This window comes from Candidatus Kryptoniota bacterium (assembly GCA_036567965.1).
Classification (GTDB): Bacteria; Bacteroidota; Ignavibacteria; order Kryptoniales; family JAKASW01; genus JAKASW01.
The window spans coordinates 1-19,625 of the sequence record DATCTN010000015.1 but is presented as its reverse complement, the minus strand read 5'-3'; the positions used below and the strand labels follow the sequence as shown (position 1 = coordinate 19,625).

Annotated in this window: 14 protein-coding genes; 8 read left to right on the top strand and 6 right to left on the bottom strand. The window is 50.1% G+C overall.

Annotated features, from left to right (window positions below):
- Window positions 1-143: 143 nt before the first annotated feature.
- Window positions 144-1,412, top strand: a complete 1,269-nt coding sequence (locus VIS48_05350) for a DUF1015 domain-containing protein (protein ID HEY9165568.1) — start codon at window positions 144-146, stop codon at window positions 1,410-1,412.
- 173 nt (window positions 1,413-1,585) lie between these two features.
- Here the strand turns inward: VIS48_05350 and VIS48_05345 are convergent, their stop codons facing one another.
- From VIS48_05345 to VIS48_05325, 5 genes are all read right to left on the bottom strand, one after another.
- Complete coding sequence (locus tag VIS48_05345) at window positions 1,586-2,725, bottom strand: hypothetical protein (GenBank protein HEY9165567.1); 1,140 nt, start codon at window positions 2,723-2,725, stop codon at window positions 1,586-1,588.
- 156 nt (window positions 2,726-2,881) lie between these two features.
- A complete protein-coding gene (locus tag VIS48_05340; GenBank protein ID HEY9165566.1) occupies window positions 2,882-4,138 on the bottom strand; it encodes a hypothetical protein in 1,257 nt (418 codons plus the stop codon).
- 24 nt (window positions 4,139-4,162) lie between these two features.
- Window positions 4,163-5,464 (bottom strand): hypothetical protein, encoded by a 1,302-nt coding sequence (locus VIS48_05335; GenBank protein ID HEY9165565.1) that lies wholly within the window; start codon window positions 5,462-5,464, stop codon window positions 4,163-4,165.
- 216 nt (window positions 5,465-5,680) lie between these two features.
- Window positions 5,681-5,893, bottom strand: a complete 213-nt coding sequence (locus VIS48_05330; GenBank protein HEY9165564.1) for a hypothetical protein — start codon at window positions 5,891-5,893, stop codon at window positions 5,681-5,683.
- Window positions 5,894-5,908: 15 nt separating this feature from the next.
- A complete protein-coding gene (locus VIS48_05325) occupies window positions 5,909-6,361 on the bottom strand; it encodes a hypothetical protein (GenBank protein HEY9165563.1) in 453 nt (150 codons plus the stop codon).
- A gap of 203 nt (window positions 6,362-6,564) precedes the next feature.
- On the opposite strand from VIS48_05325, the gene VIS48_05320 reads away from it, so the two are divergent.
- From VIS48_05320 to VIS48_05290, 7 genes are all read left to right on the top strand, one after another.
- The gene (locus VIS48_05320) at window positions 6,565-7,698 is read left to right on the top strand and encodes a UDP-N-acetylmuramate dehydrogenase (protein HEY9165562.1); all 1,134 of its coding nucleotides are present in this window, start codon (window positions 6,565-6,567) and stop codon (window positions 7,696-7,698) included.
- A 94-nt stretch (window positions 7,699-7,792) separates the two neighbouring features.
- On the top strand, window positions 7,793-9,475 hold the full coding sequence (locus VIS48_05315; GenBank protein HEY9165561.1) for a DEAD/DEAH box helicase: 1,683 nt from the start codon (window positions 7,793-7,795) through the stop codon (window positions 9,473-9,475).
- Window positions 9,476-9,516: 41 nt separating this feature from the next.
- Window positions 9,517-12,234: a pitrilysin family protein gene (locus VIS48_05310; GenBank protein ID HEY9165560.1), complete on the top strand. Its 2,718-nt coding sequence runs from the start codon at window positions 9,517-9,519 to the stop codon at window positions 12,232-12,234.
- Between the two features lie 78 nt (window positions 12,235-12,312).
- On the top strand, window positions 12,313-13,053 hold the full coding sequence (locus VIS48_05305; GenBank protein ID HEY9165559.1) for an acyl-ACP thioesterase domain-containing protein: 741 nt from the start codon (window positions 12,313-12,315) through the stop codon (window positions 13,051-13,053).
- Between the two features lie 102 nt (window positions 13,054-13,155).
- On the top strand, window positions 13,156-16,401 hold the full coding sequence (locus VIS48_05300; GenBank protein HEY9165558.1) for a S41 family peptidase: 3,246 nt from the start codon (window positions 13,156-13,158) through the stop codon (window positions 16,399-16,401).
- 70 nt (window positions 16,402-16,471) lie between these two features.
- Window positions 16,472-17,938, top strand: a complete 1,467-nt coding sequence (locus VIS48_05295; GenBank protein ID HEY9165557.1) for a hypothetical protein — start codon at window positions 16,472-16,474, stop codon at window positions 17,936-17,938.
- 48 nt (window positions 17,939-17,986) lie between these two features.
- Window positions 17,987-19,228: an MFS transporter gene (locus VIS48_05290; protein ID HEY9165556.1), complete on the top strand. Its 1,242-nt coding sequence runs from the start codon at window positions 17,987-17,989 to the stop codon at window positions 19,226-19,228.
- A 185-nt stretch (window positions 19,229-19,413) separates the two neighbouring features.
- Here VIS48_05290 and VIS48_05285 read toward each other — a convergent pair.
- Window positions 19,414-19,625 (bottom strand): hypothetical protein (locus tag VIS48_05285; GenBank protein ID HEY9165555.1); only part of this gene is annotated, 212 nt, incomplete at its 5' end.

Sequence of the window (19,625 nt, the reverse complement as noted above, 5' to 3'; positions counted from 1 at the left end):
GCTCGTTCGGAGCTTCCGATCCAGATGATTCCGCCGGAAGGGAGTCCCTTTGATCTTCGGAGCATCGTAAGTTGCGATGCAATTCCCCCTTGCAAGTCGAAACCTTCAATTGTTATTATGATTTCGGCAAACAGGAGAAAACCATGGCGCTGATCATGCCCTTCAAGGCAATCCATTACAACACACAATCGACAAATCTTTCAGAAGTAGTTGCACCACCATATGACATTATAAGCAAAGATCTTCAAGCTGAGCTCTACAGGAGGAGTCAAAACAATATCATCAGGCTCGATCTCAACAGAGAATCGAATCCTTATCCCGTCGCCGCATCAGAGATGCAGCGGATGATCAAAGAGAAGATATTGGTCCAGGATACTGAGCCGGCGATCTATCCATACTTCCAGACATTCAAGACGCAGGCCGGAAGGTCAGTCATGAGGAGGGGGTTCGTATCGTGGATCAAGCTCGAACCGTTCGAAGCGGGTGTTGTCCTTCCTCATGAACACACTCTGTCAGGGCCTAAGTTGGATCGACTCCAGCTCATGCAAGCGACGAAAGCGACATTCAGCCAGATATTCGGGATCTACGGCGAGGAAGGAAGGACCCTCGAGAAGGAGTACGAAAAGCTCAACCGGACAAAGCCGTACCTCGAAGCAGATTATGATGGAATCAAAAATGTGATTCACCGGATTGCAGATCCAGCTGTGGTGAAGGTCTTCCAGACGGTGATGTCAAAGCTTCCCGTTTACATTGCCGACGGCCACCACAGATACGAGACCGCGCTGGAATATCAACGGCTCATGCTCGAGAGGAAAAGCTCGGGCGAGGAAGCATTTGATTATATAATGATGTATTTCACGAACATGTTCGATTCCGGGCTGATTGTTTATCCGACACACAGGATCATACACAGCCTGAATGGTTTCAATCCTGCACAACTGAAAACCGGGGTCGGCGAATATTTTGATTTGACCCGGAAGGATGATATCAACTCGCTCGCTAATTCACTCCAGTCGTCAGGAGATCATTCATTCGGACTTGTCCTCTCCGAAAAAGAGTATCATATAATGAAACTAAAGCCGACTTCGGATGTGCAATCGATCGTTAAAGAAAATCTACCGGTACCTGTGAAGAGACTGGATGTAACGCTCCTTCACGACTATGTGCTGCGTCAGAAGCTCGGTATCTCCAAAGAGGCGCAGGAGAAAAAGTTGAACATCAACTACACAATAGACAAGGACGAGGTGGACGCTGCCGTCCAGTCAGGAAAGGGTCAGGTGGGATTCATACTCAACGCGACGAAAGTCGAGCAGGTCCGCGAAGTTGCTGACGCGGGAGCTGTCATGCCGCAGAAGTCGACTTATTTCTACCCGAAGCTGCTTTCGGGGATCTTGATGAGCAGTTTGGAGTGAAGAGTGAAAGGTGAAGAGTAAATAGGAAAAAGTTGAGAGCCAGTGGTGATGAATGGGGAATAATAAATTATTGACGAAGCGCGAAGGATGGGAATATGAAAGGCTTTTTTCTATTTCTGGTCGATTCTCGATTTTGTCGTTTTCACATCATATAATGATCGTCCATTCTCTTCTCACCGAACGACCAAATTGATCGCCTGGAACTTTGTCCCATCGAGTCCGGGCTCGTAACCCGATTTGTAGACGCTGGAATGATACTGCAGGTCGATATGATCGAGGAAAAACCGCGTGAATCCTGTCCCAGGATTGACTATTCCGCAAACGGAAAGAAGTCTGATAAACCCGTTCAGCTTTATGCTCGTGCCGAAAGTATAGTAAGTGAATACGAAGTTCTCCACCGAACCGCCGCGGATGTAGATAAATTCAGCCGCCCCGATCTGCCAACCCTTATGCAATTCGTCCACGCCATAAATCTTTCCGAGAATGAGGTTGGCGATTGGTTTGAATGTTCCGAACCCGCTGGCGTATCCGTATTCGTAGAAGGGATAATCCATCGAGGTATCATCAACAGCTGTCGCCTTCACCATGGTGTTTTCTGCTTCGCGTGCCCAGACGAATGAGAGAAGAGTCCACTCCTTGTTACCCACTTGCGTTCGAAGGCCCAACTCAAAATTAAGTCCGAGCGTCGCCGTTCGTGGCTGCGGAAAAGAATCCGACAGGAGCGGATAGATCGCGTAACCACCTATATTCCTTTTGGAGTAGCCCAAATTAATATCGACAAATGGCTTGACGGCAGGAAACAACATGATCGGTTTTCCCGAAAGTCGCGACACGATTTCACTGAGGGGTAATTGCATCATCACCCCATAGTCGTGAGTATATACTCTTGAGTTCTGTGAGGAAGTGTTGAATACATCCGATCCGGGCTCGATCGAGTTTCCGATCTTCAAACTGTATCCCATTCCTAAGCGTACGATCCAATCAAAGCCGGCTCCAATCGTGTAGCACTCCTGGTTCTCCTTCCATGGGGAGATGCCGTACTCAGTTTCAATTGATCCTAAATCAAAGAACACCGTGGAATAGCCGAGACCTACACTCGCCTGAAACGGCATTGAAAAAAAATTGCTGAGATTGATACCGACATTGAGCGCGGAAGCGTTCAACGACATGTAAGGGCTGGATGACCAATTTGTCTTCGTCAAGTAAGTGCTCGCGTTAAGAATTCCATTGAGGCTGAACATACCGAGCTGGGCGGGATTAGCGATAGTTGCCGTTGCATTATCCGATGCGAATGATGCGGCAATTGCACCCATTCCATTTGCATCCGCAGAAGTCGGTAATTGCATAATCAAATCTTGCGCGCTGGCTATACTCTGCACAAGAAGAAAAGCAAACAAAATAAGATAATGTGGCTTCAACTTCCCGGTCCCTGTTTTGAGTTTGCTCTAAGACTTTATTGCCACCGATGATTACTTGAATACCACATTTATCGTGTTGAAGGTTGTGCCGCTCACTACCGGATTTGTAGCGCTTGAGTATTCGGCATGATCATATTGCACGTCAACGTGGTCCAGGAGAAATCCGAAGACATCGTCGTCGGCATCCACAAGATTACAGGCAGCAAGGAGGTTTACCATTCCATCCAATCTTAACCCTATTCCGAATGTCGTGTAACCCGGAAGAATTTCACCCTGGAATGAACCGCCCCTGACATACACGAATTCCGCAACCTGTACCTGCCAGCCCTTTTTCAAATCGACATTCCCGTCATTTCTTCCGAAGATCAGGTTATCGAGGAACGAAATATTTCCTAGTCCACTCCTGTACCCGGGTTGATATCTTACGATTCCCGATAGCGGATCGATATATGAATTCACCTGCGTCAGGTTGTCGCCTGCTTCTCTTGCCCAGATAAATGAAAAAACATCCCACGGTCGGCCGTTGAAAATTGTTCTCAGCTTGAAGTTCAAATTCAGTCCGAGCATCGCTTCGCGTGGGAGATTGGACCCGCCGTAAGGAGTCATGAGCCCAGTGTCGCTCCCCACATTTCTTATGGCCGACGCAAGCGTAAAATCTAAAACGGGTTTGATTTTTCCCGAAATAGAAAGTTCCTCGCCGCGGACGAGCGACAGGAAATCGAAAACCGGTATTTCGAGGATGACGCCGTAATTGGAGCTGGCCGTATTTATATTTTCGGTGGGGCCCCAATTGTGGATCTCGGAATTGAGAGTGCTCCGTGTGTATCCCAATCCCAAACTCGCGAACCATTTGAAACCGATCGCGATTGTGTAATTGTCTTCGTGTTCCCACCAATCAAGGATGTGAGTGTAACCAGAGTTTTCGTCGAGATTGAGTCTTGAGTAACCACCTCCCAGGCTGAAATCGAAAGGCAATCCGATTTCTTCGCCGAAGCTTGTGCCGATGTTCAGTGACGAGGCAGTCAGATTGATATCGTAGCCGCTGAAGCCGTCACTGTATGGAGTGCTCATGAGATAAGTGCCGGCATTAAAAATGTTGTGGAGAGTAAAAATTCCGAGCTGAGCAGGATTAGAAATCGTCGCCATCGAGTTTTCAGAGATGACAGATCCTGATACGCCTCCCATTCCGTTCGCTTCCGCAGAGACTGGAACCGACATTACCGGAATTTCACTGATTTCCTGGCAGCGGGATAATTGAGGAGCCGCAACGAGTGCAATCAATCCAGCATAGAAAAATAATCGTGCCATGCCAGTCCCTCCTGATTAGGTATACTACCTGACGACAAAGTTGAGCGAGCTGAATTGTGTGCCGTTCAAAGCTGCATTCACATTGCTGGTGAAGTTACTCATGCTGTATTGAATATCGAGATGGTTCAACAAAAATGATTCCATGGCTCCCTCGTGACCGAGGAGACCGATATATTTGAGCATGCGGAGGAATCCATTCAACTTGAATGTCGCGCCACGACTATTGTAGCTCCAGTTTTCGACCCCATTGCACCACCCTCCGCGGATATACAGACATTCCCCTATCTGGAACTGCCACCCGGTCTGAAGATCGATCTTGTTAAACGTTTTTCCCAGGATAAGGTTGCTCCACGGCCTTAAATCACCGAGGCCGCTCTGGTATGCTATCGAGTTGGAATAAATTATGCCTCCGGGAGAAGGGACCGAATCCGTCGTGACGTTCACGATTAAGTCCTCGGCTTCCCGACCCCACATGAAAGACATGAGGTCCAACTTATTGCCGTTCAAATCCGTTCTCAATCCGATCTCGAAGTTCCATCCGAGGACGGCCTGTCTCGGAAGCGGATCTCCCTGCGAAGCATTGCCGTACGAGACCAGCGGTCCGATATTTCGTCGCGCGTAGCCGAATGTCAGATCGAGAAATGGTTCAACGCCGTTTCCGAATGTCGGCCGGTCGTCAAGAATTGCCCCATACAAGTCGACGAGAGGAACCTGGGCGATTGCACCGAAGTCATGTGCAAGCACTTTGGCAGAAGCTGAGTTGGTCTCCTGTCCGCTTCCGGAAGGCGCAAGCTCGGAATCGATCCACTTCAGCGTGAACCCGGCTCCGAATTTGACAACGTAGTCGACGCCGAGACCAATTGTAAGGTTGTCTGTCTTCTCATACGGATGATACTGCCCGATAATTGTCGGGCCTTCGGATGAAGTCAGGTCGAAAACACCGAGATCGAAATACACACGTGAATAAGTTACTCCGAGTCCCACGGGCATCGGAAGGTCGAGAGCCCTGTCAAGTCTGCTCCCTATGCTCAGTGCCGTCGCGTCAATGCTCATATCGGATGTGAAGTAAGGGAGCCATGCAGTTCTCGGAGCATAAAAGCTGAGACTGAGCGTTCTGTCGAGACCGAAAATTCCTGATTGCGCCGGGTTCGCGATGTTCGATATAGCGTCGTCGGTTATGAGCGACGCCGCGATCCCGCCCATTCCGTTTCCCTGCGCCGACGTGGGTATCGTCATGAAGGGCACGCCTGTTTCTACCTGCGCGTGGACGTCTACCGCTTTGGCGAAGAAGACCATGAACAGAATCAACCAGGATTTCTTATTCATTTGATCATCCCGACATTTGTTATCCCGCAAGAACTTAAAGCACCCCTATTACACTGTCAATGACACTCATTGCAACCGGTCATGCTGATGGGTCGTTCTAGCCAGATTGCCGTCGGTAGTGGCTCACATTGAATCGGAAAGAAGGACTCTATATAGGGCCTTCGGAAAAAATGGCGATTAGTCCCGATCCCGGCCTGCGGGATCGAGGATGCCGCATCATAAATAAAACCATAATGTAGAAGCGGCAGAAATTTCCAGAGCGGGTTTAAGTCCCGCCATGCGGGATGCCGCATCATTATTGACACCTATAATGACGAAGCGGCAAAACAAATACTGTCCGACGGCGCCAAAGGCGCCTAGTTTATCCCGCTCATTAATATTAATTGCGGATAATGCGGGATGCCGCAAGGCGGCATTTTTTTCTTCCAAGGGGAAATTTCCAACTCAACGAGTTGAGTTGTCAACCATTTTTTCCGTAAGCTCGACGAGTCGAGTCATCGACCTTGACTTTTTTCCGCCGGAGGACGGATCCGCCTCTGGCGGACTTTGGTACTCTCTGGAGCCTGTCCCGACCTTCGTCGGGATGTCAAGACAAAAGAAAGTACTGTTAATTCCTACATATCTTGTATATCCCCTGCTGTTCACTTTTCGCGCTCCATTTGTGTCTACAAATGCGCGCGATCCGCAAGGCGGACTTTTGCTCACCCAAAAGTCCCGCTCTACGGGATCCCGTTCATCGTATGGTTGTTTCTGAACGGGAAAAGTGAACCGAAAGTCCGCCAGAAGCGGATGCGCCGCATATACAATAATTGGAGGCGCAAAAAGGGTGCCCGCGAAAATGGTCCCGACTAGCGTCCCGTCCAAATATTTATATGTCGGGATGCCGCAAGGCGGCATCGGGATCGTCCCGTGCTCAGCTGTACGCGATTTTTTGAATATCTACTCCCATTCATCCGCCCGACAAAAAATCGCAATAACCAGACATCAAGCCGAAGAGAAGTTCTTCCTACCCCACGGGACTCTCCCGAAGGGATCCCTTTCCCTAAGGGACTCCTTCGGAGCGGGACATTTTCGCAAGGGGATAGACGCAGTTGAACTTGATGCACTACCTTACCCTCTCTTCCGCTTATTATCTCATCGGAATTGGTTATCTTTACTCAATAGTAATGGTTTCGTCCCAAAATCTGATCGGATTGCAGACACGAGTCCCTCTCGCCGGGTATACTACCATCAGACTTGGCGGAGAAGCGAAGTTTTTCCTGTCTTGTCAAACGGTTGATGAACTTTCTTCCGCTCTCCATTTCGCAAATGCCGAGAGGCTTCGAGTAATAATTATGGGAGGCGGGAGCAATATCGTGTTTTCCGACGGAGGCGTTGATGGCCTGGTTATCAAAATCGACCTGAGAGGAATATCGATCGAAGACGGAAGCGATTATGCGAGTGTCCATGCTGGTGCAGGCGAAGTCTGGGACAACCTTGTAGGGCTCTGCGTCGCGAATAAGTTTGCCGGAGTGGAATGCCTGTCGGGTATACCCGGTTCTGTCGGCGCGACGCCCATCCAGAATGTCGGCGCATACGGGCAAGAAGTGAAGGATGTTATCGAATCTGTAAAAGCGATTGACAGACATTCCGGTGAGCTCGTTGAGATTAGTTCCGCTGAGTGTGGCTTCGGTTACCGCAAAAGTAGGTTCAAATCCGAAGACAAAGAGAGATTTGTAATCGTTGAGGTGACATATAAATTCAGGAGATCGGATGTTGCTGTGGTCAGGTACGCCGAGTTAATGAATTACCTCGAAGCCGAATCCATAGCAGCCGATAAATGTTCCCTAGCTGACGCTCGGAATGCGGTGCTTGAGTTGAGAAGAAAAAAATCCATGCTCATTGATGAGAACGATCCAAACTCCAGATCTGTCGGGTCGTTTTTTGTAAATCCCGTCCTTTCTGAAATGGAGTTCTCAAAATTTGCCGAGAGATTGAAAGCGAACAACATCGATCGAGCTCCCGGATTCAAGAGCGACGGAGGAATCAAGATACCGGCAGCGTGGCTCGTCGAGAATTCCGGTTTCAGGAAGGGGTACAAAAGAAACGGGGTCGGTATTTCATCGAATCACGCGCTTGCCCTTGTGAATTATTCTGGTACGTCGGCAGGGATCCTATCGCTCGCACAAGATATCGAATCTGCCGTTTCAAAGAAATTCGGTATCAATCTGGAAAGAGAGGCGGTGGTTATTTGAAACCAGCGTCCGTGAAATTTTTGCTTTGCCGATCAAACAAAACTTACGGCGAAGAAGATTAGTCACATATAAATGAAGGAATGGTGGAAGTAATTTGTTAAGAGAGATATTAAAGAAACTTTTCGGCCGGTCAAAGACTCCAAAGGAGAACAAGGCGGTCGAGCAAAGACCAAAGAGCGAACCGGGTCCGGTGCGTCAGACGGAATCCAGACCGGTTCAGACGGGCCAACAGGGAGCAAGGCAGGAGGGTCGGCGGGAGCAGAGAGTTGGCGAGGAGCGGGATCACGCTCACGATAGAAAGAATTTTCAAGGCGGAAGACCGAAGTACGAGAGGCAGCAGCGGCCAGGCGGACAAAATCGCCCGCCGAGGTCCACGGGCAAGGAACAAGGAGGCGCCGCGCGACAGGCCGGTCAGGCGGCGGTTAGTTTCAAAGATGATCACGCACGATGGGATCCGTCGAGTTATGCCGTCCCTCCCTCGGAAGGCAAAGTGCGCTTCCACGATTTCGATCTGCCGTCGGAGGTCATGCACGCGATTGCCGACCTTGGATTTCAATACTGCACTCCGATCCAGGCGGGGATTCTTCCCAAGCTTCTCGCCGGGCTGGACGCCGCGGGCCGCGCGCAAACCGGTACGGGAAAGACCGCAGCATTCCTTATCGCGATTCTTAATTACCTCTTGAGAAATCCCAGGCCGCAGCCGGGTCGGAAGTCGCCGCGAGTTCTGATACTCGCGCCTACAAGAGAGCTCGCGATGCAGATTAAAAAAGATGCGGACGGGTTGAAAAAATACACCGGACTGAAAGTCCTCGAAGTTCTTGGAGGAATCGATTATAAAGAACAGAGAGAACTGCTTTCAGCCGACGACATCGATATAGTAGTCGCGACGCCCGGACGACTCCTTGACTTTAAAAAGCAAGGCAACGTCCATCTCGACAAAGTCGAAATTCTCGTCATCGACGAAGCCGACCGAATGCTCGATATGGGATTCATTCCGGATGTGCGGAGAATAATAGAAAGTACCCCGCCGAAAAACAAAAGACAGACGGTGCTTTTCAGCGCAACTCTTACACCGGAGATCAACCGACTTGCTTCGAGGTGGACTCGCGAACACGAGCTGGTTGAAATAGAACCGGAAAGTGTCGTCGTAAAGACCATAAAGCAGATTTTCTACCTGACGACAGACCTGGAGAAATTCAAGATACTTTACAACCTGATAATGGTCAGAGGACTGCAGCGTGTTCTTGTTTTCGCGAACAGGAAAGACATCGCGAGGGATCTCAAAGATTACCTCTCTGCGTATGGAATAAGTTGTACTCTTATGTCGGGCGATGTGGAGCAGACGAGGAGGATCAAACGGCTCGAAGACTTCAGGGAGGGGAAGATAAAAGTCCTGGTTGCCACCGACGTCGCCGCCAGGGGACTTCATGTCGAGGGAATAAGTCACGTAGTCAATTATACTTTGCCTGAAAATCCAGAGGACTACGTACACAGGATTGGACGGACAGGGAGAGCGGGCGCGGAGGGGGTCTCGATAAGTTTTGCGAGCGAGACCGACGCTTACTTCGTGCCCGCGATAAAGCAATTCCTTGGTGAGGATATCCCGTCAATTTATCCGGAGGACGATTTGCTGACGCCGCTACCCGAGCCGAAGTCTCCTCTTCCTTCCAGGAAAGATATCCACAGAAAGCGATTCTCAGGAAACCGGGGCTATGGTCGTGATCGGGGAGGCGGTCACGATCACAGGCGGCCTCGCGGCAGGCAAAGCCATTCATAACGACTTTCAAAATCAGAACGATCAATACTCATGGAGGAATAATGTTGAGGAATTTATTTCAAAAAGATCTTGGCGAAATTGCCAGATCGATTTCGGCAACGATCGCACTACTTTTTGCAGCGACAGTTGCAGTGGTTAATGCAGGCAACGTTTACGGAAAGAGCAACGCCGGCACTGAGACAGTCTTGAGATCGACTCTTAAGAATGGGCTGAAAGTCGTCATAGTCCGAAATCCACTCGCTCCTGTTGTGACGACCGAGATCAACTACCTGGTCGGATCAGACGAAGCACCACAGGGGTTTCCCGGAACAGCGCACGCGCTTGAACATATGATGTTCCGCGGAAGTCCGGGTCTCTCGGCGGCTCAGCTTGCCGACGTGACAGCGGCGATGGGCGGAGACTACAACGCCGATACTCAGCAAATGGTGACGCAGTACTTTTTCACGGTCCCGTCAGAAGACCTGGACGTCGCGTTACGCATCGAGGCGATCAGGATGAAGAATATTCTCGACAGCGATAGCCTCTGGGACAAGGAGCGCGGGGCAATAGAACAAGAGGTCGCGGCTGACCTATCGAATCCGCAGTACGTCTTCTTCACTAAATTGCTCGAGGCGATGTTCAAGGGTACGCCATACGCTCACGACGCGCTTGGCACGCGACCGTCTTTCGACAGTACCACCGCCGACATGCTCGAACAGTTTCACAGGACATGGTATGTACCGAATAACGCGGTACTCGTTATCGTCGGCGATGTAAATCCAAACGAAGCGCTCAGGGAGGCGAAAAAACTCTTCGAAGACATTCCCGCCCGCGAATTACCGTCGAAGCCGGCGTTCGATTTCAACGGAGTAAGAACTGACACGCTGAGCTCGACGACCGACCTGCCATACGGATTTTCCGTGATCGCCTATAGATTTCCCGGAACTGATAGTCCGGATTACGCCGCGACGCAAGTGTTGTCCGATGTCCTCAGTAATCAGCGGGGTAGACTGTATGGATTGGTTCCGGAAGGCCGCGCGCTGTTTGCCGGCTTCGAGTTGGACCCAATGCCGAAATCAAGCCTGGGATTTGCTGTCGCTGCTTTCCCGAAATCATTTGATGGACTGAACATCGTTCATTTGATGGACGACATAATTTCCAACGAGCTGAAAAATGGAGTCTCCCCTGAGCTTGTCGAAGCATCGAAGCGTCACGAAATATCCGACGCCGAATTCCAAAAGAACTCCGTGTCCGGATTGGCGTCGGCGTGGTCAGACGCCGTCGCGATTGAAGGAAGGAATTCTCCTGATGACGATCTAAAAATGATGGAGAGCGTAACCGTCGAGGATGTCAACAGGGTTGCGAGAAAATATATTGACCGTGAGCATGCCATCGTGGCAGTGCTGACGCCCGAAGCATCGGGTAAACCCGTGTCCTCGAGCGGATTCGGAGGAGCTGAATCGTTCACCCCGAAGGAAGTCAAGGGAGTCAAGCTGCCGGAGTGGGCCGAAGTTGCAGTCGGTCGGGTCACCGTCCCTAATTCAACTGTGAAACCGAAAGTTTTTACGCTGGCGAACGGACTGAAACTTATTATCCAGCCGGAGACAATCAGCAATACGATTACCGTCTCTGGCTATGTCAAGAACAATCCCGAGCTGCAGGAACCCGCGGGAAAGGAAGGAACGGCAGGAATCCTGAATCAACTTTTCGAATACGGATCCACAACTCTTGATAGAATCGCGTTTCAGAAATCGCTTGACGATATAGGCGCCAACGCTTCGGGAGGCGCGAACTTTTCACTCAGCGTTCTTGCGGGAAGGTTCGACCGCGGTGTCCAACTCCTCGCTGACGACGAACTCAATCCGGCATTTCCTGAATCAGCTTTCAAGACAATCCAGCGACAGACGTCCGCAACTCTCGCGGGGCGGCTTGAAAGTCCAGATTATCTCACTACCCGTGCGATTCATTCCACGATATTACCGAAAAATGATCCGGCACTTCGTGAGACGACTCCCTCGACAGTGGATTCCCTGACACTTCAGGATGTAAAGAGCTATTACTCGGCCGCGTTTCGCCCGGACATGACCACTATTGTGGTCATAGGGAATGTCTCGGCGGATTCCGCAAAAGAAGTTGTATCCAAATACTTCGGAACATGGAAGACGTCGGGACCGAAACCCGAAACAGAACTTCCATCTGTCCCGCTGAATAAGACCGCGAATGCCAGCGTCCCGGACAAGAGCCGGGTCCAGGACAAAGTCTATCTTGCCGAGATGCTCGGGGTTAAACGTTCGGATCCCGATTATTATTCACTTCAACTCGGTAATCACGTCCTAGGCGGTGCGTTTTACGCGACAAGATTGTACCGCGACCTCCGTGAGAATGAAGGATTGGTTTACTATGTCGGCTCCAGCTTCGACGTTTCGAAAACTCGCGGTATGTATGAAGCGAGTTATGCCTGCGACCCGGACAAAGTCACACTCGCCCGCACGATTATCATCAGGGACCTGAAGCAGATGCAGGATGAGGAAGTGACTCATGACGAACTAAAGCAGGCAAAAGCACTTCTCATGAGGGAGATACCACTCTCGGAATCCAGCGTTAACAGTATCGCAGGAGGATTACTATCGAGGGCCGCGCACGATCTTCCGCTCGACGAACCCATAAGGGCTGCACATATTTATCTCAAGCTCACGGCGAAAGACGTGAAGGATGCCTTTGCAAAGTGGCTCCGTCCTGATGACCTCGTTGAGGTAACGGAAGGTCCGGAACCGAAATAATAAGTGGATGAATCCGCCGGTGTGCGGATGCGCCGGTTCCTCGTTTTTTCAACTCTGTCTTCGCATTGAAGGAGCGTCATGACAGTACCACCTGTTCTCGAGCGAACATTCCATCTCCATTCTCATGAAGTCGATCAGCGGGGAAGGGCGAAGCCCGATGTCCTCTTTTGTTTCCTGATGGATAGCGCCTGGGCTCACGCCAATAAATCCGAATTCAGCTACGATGCACTCAAAGCGGAGGGGCAGCTGTGGGTCCTCTCCAGATTCCTGGCATTGTTCCATAAGTTTCCCATGTGGGATCAGGATGTACACGTCGAAACCTGGGGAAAGGGGACGGACAAGCTTTTCGGTCTTAGAGACTTTGTGATCTGGTCCGATAAAAAAGAAAAGCTCGTTTCAGCAACGTCAGCCTGGCTCGTGATTGACAGAAAGACATCGAGGATTCAAAGAATCGATCTGCTTAAAAGTAATTTTCCCCATCAAGTTGACAAGAACGAGATCGAGACAAGACTCGACAAGATTGAGAAGCTTGATGCCCATAAAACAGATTTCGAGCAGGTCGTTAGATATGGGGACATCGATGTTAACAGGCATGTCAATTCCTCGAAATACATGACATGGATACTCGATAGCTTTCCGCGTGACATACTCGAAACTAAAACTCTGAAATCGTTTGAGATTAATTTCTTGTCCGAAGCACAGCTCGGCGAGAAGATGATTGTGTCTTCGGTCGAATCAAACGGAAAATATTATTGCGAGATCGGGCGGGAAGGCGACGGAGCTGAAGTCTGTCGGGCGATGGTGGATTGGAAAGAATAATCAGCCCGGCAAAGATGGTGGTGCAAAGCCAGTCGCAATCCCTTTGATCTGCGAAACCAATTCACTTGTCTCATTTATAAGAAAGGGTCGGAGGAATAAAACATGAAAACGTTCACGCTTTTCTCTTTATTCTGTCTGTTGGTTACGGCGGTCAGCTTCGCGCAGCAAGAAGGAAGGTTCATGACCGATCCCGACATCTATGGAAATAAAATCGTGTTCACTTACGAGGGCGATCTTTGGCTTGTCGCTTCGGACGGCGGCACCGCGATCCGCCTCACTACTTTTCCTGGAGTTGAGTACAGAGCAAGGTTCTCCCCCGACGGCAAACAAATTGCGTTCACGGCAAGTTACGACGGCACGCCGGCGATCTATGTAATGCCGTCCGGAGGCGGTGCACCCACACGCATAACATACAATCCCGGCGGCGACGAAACGGTAACTTGGACTCCCGATGGTAAGCGCGTTGTGTTCCGCTCGTATTGGGAGGACTTCATAGCAAGGGATCCGAATCTCTACTTCGTGGACAAAGACGGATCCGCACCCGATAGGTTTCCGATCGATCGCGGAGTCGATTGCAGTTTTTCTCCGGACGGTAATAAGATGGTCTATGTGAGAAAAGGTCCTGAAGCATATTACTGGAAAAGATATAAAGGCGGATGGCACTCCGATATCTGGATGTATGATTTCAAATCTAATCAGTTTACCCCGATCAGCAGCTACGTAGGCGTGAATGCCTACCCGATGTGGATCGGGAACGAAATGTACTTCGTTTGCGACAGCACGAATGGAATATCGAATTTGTGCAAAGAAGATTTATCCGGTATGACAATTACGCCCGTCACGAATTACTCCGATGTTGACGTAATGACGCCGTCGACGGACCGGAAGGAGATTGTGTACGTTCATGACGGATACCTGAATGTTCTCGATCCTTCAACCGGTCTCTCAAAGCAAATCAATGTGAATATCCCGTCGGATAGATGGGAGATCAGGAACCGCGTCATCAATCCGAAAGACTATATTCACTCTTTCAATATTTCGGATGACGGAAAAGCTATCGCGCTCGAGGCCAGAGGCGATGTGTACATGGTCCCAACTGAAAAAGGACAACCCGTGAATCTTTCCAACACTCCGGGTACGCGAGAGATGTACCCCGAAATCTCACCCGACGGGAAATGGGTCGCATTCTTCTCGGATAAGACCGGGGAATACGAGCTGTATACCCAAAAACTTGACGGCGGAGATTGGATACCTCTGACCACTTCTCTGGACAGAACCGGCTACCACCTCCTATGGTCCCCTGACGGCAAGAAAATTCTCTTCGGAAACAAGAATTTCGATATCTATTACATCGATGTCGCGACGAAGCAACTTTATAAATTCGCCTCATCGGACCAGTTGAAAAATGACGAGTTCTACTGGCAGATAAGCGATTACTCCTGGTCTCCCGACAGCAAATGGATCGCATATTCTTTTGTCAATTACAACAAGAACAGCGTCATTTATCTTTACAGCCTCGAACAAAACAAGAGCTTCTCAATCACTGACGATTTTTTCGACAACATTAATCCTGTTTTTGATGCGGACGGAAAGTATCTGTACTACTTGTCCAGCAGGAATTTTCATGTGCAGATGGATTTTTACGAGGACAACCATGTCATAGACGTCCCGCAACAAGTTATGGTGGTACAGCTGCAGTCGGGTCTGGAGCCTCCCTTCTCGGACCCGGTTGAGAAAGATGAGCCGGCCGCATCCGCTTCGTTCAGAATCGATCTCGATGGCATCGGTCAGCGGACATGTCCTCTCCCGGTCGAGTCGGGTAACTATTTCTTCTTGAAGGCGGCGACGGACATGGTCGGGTGGTGCTCCGTTCCGAAATTTACCGAAGACGAGTACGGCGAGATCTTCGAACCGGGCGGCGAAACAAAATGGGATTTCCATATTTTCGATATGAAAACGAAAAAAGAAGTTGTCCTCCCCGACAAGATCGCGGACTTCGGTACTTCACTGAACGGCGATAATCTTATAATCAGCAAAGACAAGGACATTTATACCACAACATGGGGAGATGCCTTTAAGACCAAGAGCCTCGGAGAGAAACTTAACCTGGACGGGATGACTTACACTGTCGACCCGCAGAAAGAATGGTTGCAAATATTCGACGACACGTGGCGCTGGTACAGGGATTTCTTCTTCGACCCGAGTATGTTCGGACTGAACTGGAAGGCGATCGGAGAAAGATACCGCTCGTACATTCCATATATAACTTCGCGGGCTCAACTCAACTGGGTGATGCAGCAGATGGTCGGCGAACTGAGCGTCTCGCATACATACATAAGCGGCGGCGACTTTGGACCTGTCGACCCGCCGAAATCCAAAGTCTACACCGGCTGGCTCGGCGCGGATGTTGTCCCGGACAAGTCGGGATACTATAGATTCTCGACAATTTATGGACCGACAGAATATGACCTCGACCTCAAGTCGCCTCTCGTCAGGCCCGACATCAATCTCAAAGAAGGCAATTTTCTCATCGCGATTGATGGTCATGTTATAAAAACGCCTGATGATTATTTCAAATATCTGCAGGTGGTGAAGGACCAGAAGGTGAAGGTCACCGTCAACAGCGAACCGACTGAAGAAGGAGCCAGGACATACGAAGTAACGCCTCTGAATGGCGGTTCCAATCTCAGGTATTTTAAATGGCTGACTGACAACATTCATAAAGTATTGAAAGAGAGCAACGGCGATCTCGGCTACATGCACATTAATGCGATGGGTTCCGATAATATCGGCGAGTTCGATAAATTCTGGAGGGCTTTCCGGTACAAAAAGGGAATCATAATAGATGTCCGCCGGAATTCAGGAGGATGGACGGAATACTTCCTCATCGACAAGCTGGAGAGGCAGATGGTGGCACACAACGTCCTGGCAAACATGGTACCGTTTAGATATCCGGGAAGCACGTCGACGGGAAAATATGTCGTCGTCTCGAATGAGTATAACGGATCCGATGGAGAGGCATTCCTCATGGACTTCAAGGCACGTAATCTCGGAAAGATTGTAGGAACGCTTTCATGGGGCGGGCTTACAGGGATCGTCAATACCCAGACGACTATCGACAATGGACACGTCGAACAATCCAACAACGGTTTCTTCGGCGAGCAGGACAAATGGTGGATCGAGAACCATGGCGGTGACCCGGACATATATGTCGACAATGATCCGGCGTCGGTGATGGCCGGAAGGGATCCGCAACTCGAGGCGGCGATCCAGGAAGCCTTGAAGGAGGTAAAGGAAAGTCCTGCGACGTTCCCCGAAACTCCGCCTTATCCCATGAAGGCGAAGTAGCCTGACTAATGTACTAATTGCTAATTGACCGTCACCTTTAAGGTGATGGTCAATTAAAAGTAGAATGACGTTGAAAGCTTTCTTGCAGCTGACGCTCATATTCATCGCGTCAGCAGTACTGTTTTCCGATGAGACCGTCGCACAAATCGTTACGAGCCAGAGAATCGAGCGGTTTATCCGCCATCTTGTCTCCGACAGCGATTCGCTGAGGTACGATATCGATCCGGCCGGTCTGCAGCAGTCCTCGCGTCTTGGAATAAAATACGAAGGGGTCAAGAATAAATTTCTCATCTCGTACGGACTCACCGCGCAAGTTCTGCCGTCTTTCCTGAACGGTTCGTTCGCTTCTGAAATCGATTCGCTTCCTGATGGGTTCTGTCGGCTGAATCTTGCTGTTCCACAATTGGATTTCCATCGGACTTATTACTTCCGAAATGGGAATTTGGTATCTCCCATTGCTTACTTCTCGCGTAAGTGGAAACGAATCGATAGCAAGTTCTTCACATTTGTGGTCAGCGATACGGTCAGCACCAATACATACTGCATCTCGGTTCTTGACAGGTTTATCGAAAGAATGGTCGACTTCCTCGGGATCGACTCTGTCTCGAATGTACTGTTGAAGCGTGAGAAAATCTTTTATTATCTGTGTAAGAACCAGGACGAAATCAGATCAATGACCGGATTCAATACCCGAGGAATTTACAATCTTGCCTACGACTGCGTCGTGAGCACTTATCCCTGCCATTTCCACGAGCTTCTCCATCTCTTGATGAACTATAAGCTCAGAATGTTGCCGCTCTATGCTCATCCTTTCTTCCAGGAGGGTTTTGCGGTAGCGTTAGGCGGACGCGGCGGACTCGATCCCGGAGTGGTACTGAACGCAGGAATTTTCCTGGAAAAATCGGGATCGCTGGATTTCAGCGAACTCCTGTCGAAGGATGGATTTGAGAAGAACGACCCGAGCATCTCATACCCCGTTGCCGGTCTCTATTCAAAATTTCTCATGGAAAGAGTCGGGATCGGAAATTATATCAGACTCTACAGGGATTACTCGGGAACAGAAGACGAAGTTCGCACAATGCGGATCGACACGAGTCGGCTTCCTCCATCGACAGAATGGATGGAATTTATCGGGACCGAAGATTCCTGCAGCCCGGTCGGGATTACAGTGAGAAAACCGTTTCCATCAGCCGTTGGCAACGGCAGGATGGGGTTTATGGTTTCGGATTCATCCCGGATCTATTTCTGGATTAAAGACACACTACTTCTAACGCTGGTCGCATCTCCTGCGATCTACTGCAGCGACAAGTTCCGCGAGCTCTTTCCTTCTCGCGAGTACACCGGACAGAAGTATTCGATAATCGCGGACAGTTCAGGCATTTCAATCTACAATTTATTTACCGGGAACCTCATCGCTGCGTATGTAGAATCGTTTGCGCTCCCGCCGCGAAAGGTGGAGTGCGAAAAGGGGTACTTCAAATTCTCGGCTGCCAGAAGTCTATTCGACGAACCCCCTGTATATCTTTCCATTCACTGAATCGGGTTTTTCTTCTTTCCTTCATGTCGTTATCTTCACTGATTATTTATGATCGAATCCCTCGACAATACCGATCCTTACGCATCTCTTAAGGTTCGCGACTTCCGATGGTTTGTGCTCGCACGGTTCGCTCAGACATTCGCAATTCAGATGCAGTCACTTGTTGTGGGATGGCAGGTGTACCAGGAAACTCACGATGCGTTGTCGCTCGGACTGATTGGATTCTGTGAAGCTGCGCCCTTTCTCGGAATCGCACTAGTTGCGGGTCATGTCGCGGATGTTGTCTCAAGGAAGAAGATAATCCTGGTCACTGGCGGTGTCTACTCGCTGTGCGCCGCGACCCTTCTGTTGATTTCCACGGAGCTCCACTTTATTCTCCTCCAGCACGGCGTGTTTCCAATTTACGTGGTCATTTTCGTGATCGGACTGACTCGGGGATTCATGTCGCCGGCTCAGGCGGCGTTTTCGTCCCAGCTGGTACCGCGCGCGTTATACGGGAATGCTTCCACATGGGGAACCGTTTCCTGGCAGATATCGGAGGTGGTGGGACCTGCTGTGGGCGGATTGGTTTACAGCTTTGCGGACATCGGGACCGCTTATGGCGCAGTCATCCTCTTGAGCGCAATCGGATTTGCGTTCTTCGCGTTGATCCATAATAAGCCGATGCCGGTGAGAAACCGGCAAGAAACTGTAATGCAGAGCCTCTCGGTTGGAGTTCGATTTGTATTTCGTAACCAGGCGCTCCTGAGCGCGGTTACTCTCGACATGTTTGCGGTTTTCTTCGGCGGAGCTTTTGCCGTGCTCCCGATATTTGCAGATAAGGTGCTCCACGTTGGCCCGAGAGGACTCGGCCTCTTGAGAGCTTCGCCCGCGGTGGGAGCGATCATAATATCAGTCGTGATGGCGAACTATCCCATGTTCAGAAAAGCGGGAAGAAATCTCTTCGCATGTGTTTTCGCCTACGGTGTAATGGTGATCGCCTTTGCGCTATCGCGGAATTTCTATCTGTCGCTCGCATTCCTCCTCTTGAGCGGCATGTTCGATAATGTGAGTGTCGTTATTCGCAGCACGATCCTTCAGCTTTTGACTCCCGACGAAATGCGCGGGCGCGTGTCCGCAGTGAATGGGATCTTCACGGGTACTTCCGACGGGCTCGGCTCGTTCGAATCGGGAGTCGCCGCCAAACTCCTCGGCCTCGTTCCTTCAGTCGTGTTCGGAGGGAGTATGACACTCGTGACAGTGGCGGCTGTCCGCGTCGCGGCACCGGAACTGAGAACGCTGAAATTATGATTTGCTTCCGTCTGAAACCGTGAACCTTTGCGATGACCGACAACCCTGTGCTTGAAGTTTGGGCAGTGTCTCACTTCGAATTAAGAATGACGAATTCCAGATATGGCCTTCGGAAAAAATGGCGATTAGGAAATTTCCAGGGTCGGATTTGGAAACAAATACTGTCCGACGGCGCCGTTAGACGCCTAGTTTATCCCGCTCATTAATATTAATTGCGGATAATGCGGGATGCCGCAAGGCGGCATTTGTTTCTTCAGAGTGGAAATTTCCAGCCGTTTTTTCCGATAGCTACACTTCACGAAGCGTTTCGCGTAGTGAACGCTTGATTTTTCTCCGCCGGAGGACGGATCCGCCTTCGGCGGACTTTGGTACTTTCCGGCGCCTGTCCCGATTTCAA